This window comes from Mycobacterium sp. E3298 (assembly GCF_001666895.1).
GTDB lineage: Bacteria > Actinomycetota > Actinomycetes > Mycobacteriales > Mycobacteriaceae > Mycobacterium.
In genome coordinates this window covers 24,558-30,819 of sequence record NZ_LZJB01000347.1, presented here as the reverse complement: position 1 = coordinate 30,819, position 6,262 = coordinate 24,558, and the positions used below count along the sequence as shown (strand labels likewise).

At 66.4% G+C, this 6,262-nt stretch carries 3 protein-coding genes; 2 read left to right on the top strand and 1 reads right to left on the bottom strand.

Annotated elements, in window-relative coordinates; translation table 11 throughout:
- Nucleotides 1-1,168: acyl-CoA dehydrogenase (locus A9X05_RS16200; RefSeq protein WP_255369164.1), on the top strand; the 1,168-nt coding region annotated here is incomplete at its 5' end.
- A gap of 30 nt (nucleotides 1,169-1,198) precedes the next feature.
- On the opposite strand, the gene A9X05_RS16195 is transcribed toward A9X05_RS16200, so the two are convergent.
- Nucleotides 1,199-1,666 (bottom strand): LppP/LprE family lipoprotein, encoded by a 468-nt coding sequence (locus A9X05_RS16195; RefSeq protein ID WP_067748578.1) that lies wholly within the window; start codon nucleotides 1,664-1,666, stop codon nucleotides 1,199-1,201.
- A 312-nt stretch (nucleotides 1,667-1,978) separates the two neighbouring features.
- Between A9X05_RS16195 and A9X05_RS16190 the strand changes: the two genes are divergently transcribed.
- Nucleotides 1,979-6,199, top strand: coding sequence for a bifunctional nitrate reductase/sulfite reductase flavoprotein subunit alpha (locus A9X05_RS16190; protein ID WP_067782645.1), 4,221 nt, complete (start codon nucleotides 1,979-1,981; stop codon nucleotides 6,197-6,199).
- Nucleotides 6,200-6,262 lie beyond the last annotated feature (63 nt).

Genomic DNA, 6,262 nt, shown 5'->3' with positions numbered 1-6,262 from the left:
GTGCTCCTTGCGGATGTTGTCGGCGGCGGCACCGAAGGCGGCCATGATCCTCATCTGCTCGGCCACCTTGGTGCGCGGACGGATCACGGTGGGCGGCAGCGCCGGCGCCGCCGCCCGCGTCGCGCTGGACATTGCCACGCGATATGCGTTGCAGCGCAAGCAGTTCAGCGCGCCCGATGACGAGTCCGAAGTGCTCATCATGGACTACCTGGTGCACCAGCGCCGGCTGTTCCCCTTGATTGCGAAGTCATACGCGTTGCAGTTCGCCCAGAACGAGCTGGTCAGCAAGTGTCACGACATCCAGACCGCGGACGCGGTGGACGCCGACGAGCAGCGCGAGCTGGAGGCCCGCGCCGCCGGGCTGAAAGCGGCCAACACCTGGCACGCATCGCGGGCGATTCAGGAGGCGCGCGAGGCCTGCGGTGGCGCGGGTTACATGGCCGAGAACCGGTTGGTCGCGCTGCGCGGCGACACCGACGTCTTCACCACGTTCGAGGGCGACAACCACGTACTGACGCAGTTGGTGGCCAAGGAGCTGCTGACGGCCTACGCCGATGACATCCGCAGCATGAGCCCCGTCGAATGGGTGCGCTTCGCCGCCAACACCGTCGGCGAGCGCGTCGTCAAACGGACTGCGGCAGAGACGATTATCCAAACGATCGTGGATGCCCGGCAGGACAGCGAGGAAGAGGGCAGCCTCTTCAACCGCGGCACGCAGATCAAGATGTTCGAGGACCGCGAGGAATATCTGCTGGCGTCCGTGGCCCGTCGGCTGCAGGCAAAATCCAAGGAGATGTCGGAGTTCGACGCGTTCAACGCGGTACAGGACCACGTTTTACACGCGGCGTCCGCACACATCGACCGGGTGGTGCTCGAGGCGTTCGTCGCCGGCATCAATGCCTGCCCGCACGAGGAAACCCGCGAACTGCTCGGCATCCTCTGCGATCTGTACGCGCTTTCGGTCATCGAAGACGACAAGGCGTGGTACATCGAGCATCGGTACCTGTCCACCGAGCGGGCCAAGGCAGTTACCCGGGGCATCAACGATCGATGCCGCGCGCTGCGACCGCACGCGGAGACGCTCGTCGACGGTTTCGGAATCCCCGAGCAATTGCGCTACGCCGAGATGCTGCACCCGGAGAACCTCGCCGACGTCGCCGCGAACTGAGTCGCCGCTCCCTCATGTTGTGACACAACACTATTGATTCGGGATCGGGCCGAGCGCCTTCAGCCTGCCGTCCGGGCCGATCCCGAACTTCACCGTCCCGCTGCCGGTGGGACAGCACGGCTGATCGTTGCCCTTCAACCATTGGTATTGAACGGCAACGGTGTCATCGGCCGGCGGTAAGACGGTGATGTACGGCTTGGGATTCGGGGTGGCCGGGCCCAGCGGCGTGTTGTGGTCGAAGAAGAGCAGCTGCTGTCCGGTGGACTCGCTGGCGATGGTCGGAATGATCTGCACCCAATACAGACGGCACTTCTTGGCATGTCCCCGAGCGATTTCCACCCAGCTGCTACCGGGGATGGTGATCGGCACCGACGCGATGGCCCGCTGCACCGTCGCGGGCGCCGGCCCGTCGGAGTCCTTGCACGTCTCGGATGGGGTTGGCGGCGAACTGGCTTGGTGCCCGCCGCAACCGGAGGCCAGCAGGATCAACAGGATCACAATCAGCTGACGCACTCGGTGAGCTTAGCGAAGGCTGTGAATGTCCCGTTTGTTTGGTCCGAGACCCCGTTCTGATAGCTCAGGCATCGGGCCCCGCGGGTAGCCTTGACCGGGGTCGGCGGGTCGATGATGACCCGTCTTGACCTGGGGTTATGCGGCATTCCCGAAAGTTCACGGACGCGCTTAGGCCGGTGAGAGGAAGCCGTAAAACGGGGGAAACTCCCGATACCCGGTGCCGAAACATCCTCGTCGCACCATTCACGTAAGCCCATTGTGCTCAATGGAGGGAAGGTAGGCGTGGCCACCGAGTCCATGGCGTCCGACAAAGATGCCGTGAACACCGTGTGCGCATACTGCGGCGTGGGCTGCGGAATGGTGTTGCAGGTCACAACCGACCCCGAGAGCGGCCGGCGCCACATCGGGAAGTCTATTGGAAACAAACAACATCCGGCCAACTTCGGCCGGTTGTGCACCAAGGGCGCCACCACGTCCGACTTGCTCGGGGCGCCTGGACGAATCGAATCGGCGCATCTGCGCGCCGACCGTGGCGAGCCACTCGAGCCCGTCGACATCGAGCGGGCAATTGCCCAGTCCGCGCACCGTTTAAGCGCGATCATCGACGCGCACGGCCCGGATTCCTTTGCCATGTATGTGTCGGGCCAGATGTCCATCGAGGCGCAGTACCTGGCGAACAAACTGACCAAGGGCTTCATCGGCACCAACCAAATCGAGTCGAACTCGCGGCTGTGCATGGCCAGTGCCGGTGCCGGTTACAAACTCTCGCTGGGCGCCGACGGGCCGCCCGGCTCGTACCAAGACTTCGACCACGCCGACGTCTTCTTCGTAATCGGCGCGAACATGGCCGACTGCCATCCCATCCTCTTCTTGCGGATGATGGAGCGCGTCAAGGCAGGCGCCAGGCTGATCGTGGTCGATCCGCGGCGTACGGCGACCGCGGACAAGGCCGACCTGTTCCTCCAAATCGCCCCCGGTTCCGATCTCGCGCTGCTGAACGGGTTGCTGCACCTGATCGTCGAGAACGGGCACACCGATCCCGAATTCATCGCCGAGTTCACCGAGGGGTGGGAGGTGATGCCCAGCTTCCTGGAGCAGTACACCCCCGACGCGGTCAGCGACATCACCGGGATTCCCGAGGACGACATTCGCGCGGCGGCCCGCATGATCGGCGAAGCCAACAACTTCATGAGCTGCTGGACCATGGGCCTCAACCAGAGCACCCACGGCACCTGGAACACCAACGCCATCTGCAACCTGCACCTGGCCACCGGCGCGATCTGCAAACCCGGCAGCGGTCCCTTCTCCCTCACCGGGCAGCCCAACGCGATGGGCGGCCGCGAAATGGGTTACATGGGACCGGGATTGCCCGGACAGCGCTCGGTCCTGTCCGCGGTCGACCGCGCCTTCACCGAAGACCAGTGGGGCATCCCACGGGGAACGCTCCGCACGGACGTGGGCACCGGCACCATCGACATGTTCTCCCGGATGGCCCGCGGCGACATCAAGGCGTGCTGGATTGTCTGCACGAACCCCGTTGCCTCCGTGGCCAATCGGCGGACCGTGCTGGCCGGCCTGGAGCGCGCCGAGCTGGTCATCGCGCAGGACGCCTTCGGAGAAACGGAAACCAACGAATACGCCGACGTCCTCCTGCCGGCGGCCCTGTGGTCGGAAGCCGAGGGCGTGATGGTCAACTCCGAGCGCAACATGACGCTGTTCCAGCCGGCGGTCAGGGCGCCGGGAGATGCGATGCCCGACTGGCAGATCATCGCCCGGGTCGCTTGCGAGATGGGATTCTCGGACGCTTTCAGCTACAACTCGGCCGAGGAAGTCTTCGAAGAGATCAAACGGTTCTCGAATCCGAAGACCGGTTACGACCTGCGGGGGGTCAGCTACGAGCGGCTGCGCCGGGGCCCACTGCAGTGGCCGTGCGCACCCGGGGGCGCCGGCGACCGCAGCCCCATTCGCTACCTCAACGACGGTGTCAGTCAGGCCCGGCTGGTCCGCGAGGACGGCAGCACTCCCCGGCTGGCCTTCCCCACCGAGAACGGCCGCGCGGCGTTCTTCGCCCGCCCGCACCTGCCGCCCGAGGAAATGCCCGACGACGACTACCCGTTCCTGTTGAACACCGGTCGCTTGGCGCATCAGTGGCACACCTTGACCAAGACGGGCAAGGTCGCCAAGCTCAACAAGCTCAATCCCCGGCCGTTCGTCGAAATCCACCCCGACGACGCGGCACGGCTGCACGTCGCCGAGGGTGACGCGATCGAAATCGCTTCGCGCCGCGGTCGCGCCGTGCTGCCCGCCGCGATCAGCGACCGGGTGCGGCCCGGAAACTGCTTCGCACCGTTCCACTGGAACGACCTGTTCGGCGAATACCTCGCGATCAACGCGGTCACCAACGACGCGGTGGACCCGATCTCGAACCAGCCGGAATTCAAAGCCTGCGCCGTCGCATTGGCTAAAGTCGCCGTCCCGGTGGCGAATCGGGGCACTGAACCTCAGCCATCGGTGGATGCCGACGCACCAGCACCCACGCCCACGGAGCTACCGGAAATCAGCGTGTCGCAGGTCGATGCCCTCGCCGCCTTGCTCGGTGTGGCAACAAGGCCCGTGCCGGAATTCGATGAGCTCGGCCGCTCCTACCTCGCCGGAATGCTGACCGCCCTTCGGTCGGATGCCGGTCGATGCGCGTCCGGCGTGCCGACGCTCCCCCTGAGCGCTCCCTTCGACTCGGGCACCCGGCTGTGGGTGGATGGCCTGCTGGCGGGCCTGTTCTCGCGCAACGACGCGCCGCGGGCAACGCCGGCGCCCGCGGTCAAGGCACCGACCACCGAGCCACCCGGAGCCAAACCCGCAGAACGCGCGCCCGTCGTCGTGCTCTGGGCATCGCAGACCGGCAACGCGGAGGAACTCGCCGCCGACATCGCGGCGCGGCTGGGCGAGAAAGAGCTACCCGTCGCGCTGCACAGCATGGACGACTTCCCGGTGACCGAACTGCCGACGACGCGGCAGCTGCTGCTGGTCACCAGCACCACCGGCGACGGAGAGCCGCCCGACAACGGCGCCGGGCTCTGGCGAGCGTTGACGTCAGACGCCGCACCACGGTTCACCGCCACCCGCTACGCGGTGCTGGCGCTGGGCGACTCCAACTACGACGACTTCTGCGGTCATGGGCGCAAGCTGGATGAGCGGCTGGCCCAGCTCGGCGCGACGCGCATCATCGAGCGGGTCGACTGCGAACCCGACTACGACGACGCCGCGGCCAGGTGGCTTGACGGTGTCATCGATGCGCTGTCCCGCACGCCCGCACCGGTGGGCCACGACGGGGTTGCGCCGGCCGTGGCCACCTCGACGGTCGCCGCGCCGCCCCGACCGGCCGACGGGTCCAGAACGGCCGGGTACACCAAGAAGCATCCGCTGATCACCGACATGGCCCAGAACATCAAGCTGGGCCGGCCGGAATCGGCAAAGGACGTGCGGCAGTTGGTGTTTCGAGTGCCCGAGGGCACGATCAGCTACGAGGCCGGCGATGCGCTCGGGGTGTGGCCGCGCAACAGCGACCAGCTCGTCGATGAATGGCTGACCGTCACGGGCCTGGACGGGCAGACCCCGGTCGAGGTCGGCGAGCACGGTCTGATGTCGTTGCGCTCGGCGCTCACGGAGCGAATCGAGATCGCCCACATCAGCCGGGACCTGGTGCGGTTCGTACAGGAGCGCACCGGCGACCGGAAACTCGCCGAGCTGCTGAAGCCGGAAAACAAAGCCGCGCTGACCGATTGGACGTGGGGTCGTCAGTCGATCGACCTGCTGGCGCAGCACCCGGTCTCCGCCTCGGCCCACGAGTGGCTGAGGGTGCTGAAACGCCTTCAGCCGCGCCTGTATTCGATCTCGTCGAGCCCGAAGGAATGCCCCCAAGAGGTCCACCTGACGGTCTCGCCGGTGCGCTACAACTTCCAGGGAGTCCCGCGGCGCGGAGTCTGTTCGACCTACCTTGCCGACCGCTCCCCCGGCGATCGCGTCGCCGTCTATCTGCAGCCATCGAGCAATTTCCGGCCCCCCGGCGACCCGGATACGCCGATGATCATGATCGGTCCGGGCACCGGCATCGCGCCGTTCCGCGGGTTCCTGCAGGAACGACGCGCGCTCGGGCACACCGGTCCCAATTGGCTGTTCTTCGGCGAGCAGCACGCCGCCACCGACTACTACTACCGCGACGAGATCGAGCAGATGCACGCCGACGGGCTGCTCACCGAGCTGGACCTGGCGTTCTCGAGGGACCAGCGCGACAAGATCTACGTGCAGCACCTGATGCGCAGCCGTGGGGCGGAGCTGTGGCGCTGGCTCCAGGACGGGGCGCAACTCTACGTCTGCGGGACCGCGGACCCGATGGCCAAGGACGTCGACCGCGCGCTGTGCGAGGTCGCCGCCGAACACGGCAGCCTCGACCCCGACGCGGCGAAGGAGTATGTCAGGTCGTTGAGCGCCGGCAAGCGCTACCACCGCGACGTCTACTAGGCGCCGCGCTTCCGCCCGACTCGTAATACGACGGAAACGTCACGCACCTGCCACTGAAACAAC